2 protein-coding genes are annotated in these 1,763 nt (G+C 71.6%); one reads left to right on the top strand and one right to left on the bottom strand.

The annotated features are described in order from the left end of the window. Positions 1-65: 65 nt before the first annotated feature. Positions 66-668 (top strand): CAP domain-containing protein, encoded by a 603-nt coding sequence (locus D7Y21_RS41135; RefSeq protein ID WP_121718607.1) that lies wholly within the window; start codon positions 66-68, stop codon positions 666-668. A gap of 22 nt (positions 669-690) precedes the next feature. Here the strand turns inward: D7Y21_RS41135 and D7Y21_RS41130 are convergent, their stop codons facing one another. Continuing rightward, positions 691-1,524, bottom strand: a complete 834-nt coding sequence (locus D7Y21_RS41130) for a dienelactone hydrolase family protein (RefSeq protein WP_121718608.1) — start codon at positions 1,522-1,524, stop codon at positions 691-693. Positions 1,525-1,763 lie beyond the last annotated feature (239 nt).

Genomic DNA, 1,763 nt, shown 5'->3' with positions numbered 1-1,763 from the left:
CCCCATCCTCGCTGCCCCCCTGTCCGCTTGCCCGCACACCCACCCGCGCGCGGATAATCCCTGCCATGCGACGCCCTTCCCTCCTCCGCTCCCTGTCTCTGCTCAGCCCGTTCCTCCTGCTCGCCTGCATCCCTGACGGGGCCCCGGACGACACACCCGCGGACGCGGGCGTCCAGGAGGATGGGGGCACCAGCGCCGATGGCGGAGGCGTGGAGCTGACGCAGTTCGCCCGCGACATGCTGGAGGCCCACAACGCGGCCCGCGCCGCCGCGAAGCCCACGCCGTCACCCGCGCTGGAGCCGTTCACGTGGGACCCCGCGGTGGCGGAGATCGCCCAGAAGTGGGTGGAGAACTGCGATTACGAGCACAACTCGGGCCGGGGCAACGCGGGAGAGAACATCGCCGCCTCCACGCCGGACTATCTGAACGCGAAGGCCGTGGTGAAGGATTGGGTGGACGAGGTGGCGGATTACGACTACTCGAAAAACACCTGCGCGTCGGGCAAGGTCTGTGGCCACTACACGGCGGTCGTGTGGCGCAACACGCGCCGCCTGGGCTGCGCCACGAAGCGCTGCACCGTCAATTCGCCCTTCGGCGGGTCGGCCTGGGACTTCTGGGTCTGCAACTACGCCCCCCCGGGCAACTTCCCGGGCCAGCGTCCGTACTGAAGGCCGCTGGCCCCGTGCCTCCTCAGCGCTTGAGCGTGCGCGCGAGGAACGCGGACGTCTCCGCCCAGGCGGACGCGGCGGAGCGCTCGTCGTAGCGGCCACCGGAGGGGTTCGCGAAGGCGTGGTCCGCGTCGTACTCCACGATGCGGCTGCGCACGCCGGCCTCTTCCAGCGCCTTCTCGAAGGCCTGCACCGTCTCCGGCGGGATGGACTTGTCCTTCGTGCCGAAGATGCCCAGCACCTGGGCCTTGATGGTGGAGAGCTGCTGGGGGTCGGTCACCGGGTGGCCGTAGTAGATGACCGCCGCGCTCAGCTCCGGGATGGCCATGGCGGTGCGCAGCGACCAGCCGCCGCCGAAGCACCAGCCGATGCTGCCGGTGCGCACGGCCTGGATGCGCGGGTCGCCCTTGAGGAACGCGTGCGCGGCCAGCAGCGTCTTCGTGGCCTGGTCGCCGTCCACCGCCTTCACCAGCGCGAGCGCCTCGTCGGGGTTGGTGCCCACCTTGCCGTGGTAGAGGTCCACCGCGAGCGCCGCGTAGCCCTCCGCCGCCAGCCGGTCCGCCCAGGCCTGCACGTGCTCGTTGAGGCCCCACCACTCGTGGATGACGATGATGGCGGGCAGGGGGCCCTTCGCGTCCGGTGGCAGGCTCAGGTAGGCCTTGGAGCCGTCGGACAGCTCCACGGGCTGGCCCCTGCGCTCGGGGGCGGCGTCCGTGCGCAGGGTGTGCATGGCCTTGAACTCCTCCTCGGAGACGGCGCCCGTGGCGGACGGCGCGCGAGCCACCTCCGCCGGACTGCTCGTCGCGCAGGCGCCCAGCATCAGCGCCGCCGCCAGCACCCACGTGAGCCTCTTCATGTCCGGCTTCATCGTCCGTGTCCTTTCGGGGCCCGGGCTGTCCGGGCCGCCTTCCGGGCGTAGCGCGGTGGAGGCAGGGGCGCCAGCGCGTTGAGCCCCGGACGCGAAGAGGGCCGGCGCGAGGGGAAGTCCCTCACGTCGGCCCTCGTTCCCGCCGCTCCCGTTAAGGGGAGGGGGTGACTACTTCGTCGCCGGGGATGTTCGGGGGCGCCGCCCTGGTGTTCGAGGTGGAACTGCTC

Source organism: Corallococcus sp. AB045, assembly GCF_003668895.1.
Lineage (GTDB): Bacteria > Myxococcota > Myxococcia > Myxococcales > Myxococcaceae > Corallococcus > Corallococcus coralloides.
The sequence above is the reverse complement of the archived record's forward strand: the minus strand, read 5'-3'. Positions and strand labels throughout refer to the sequence as shown.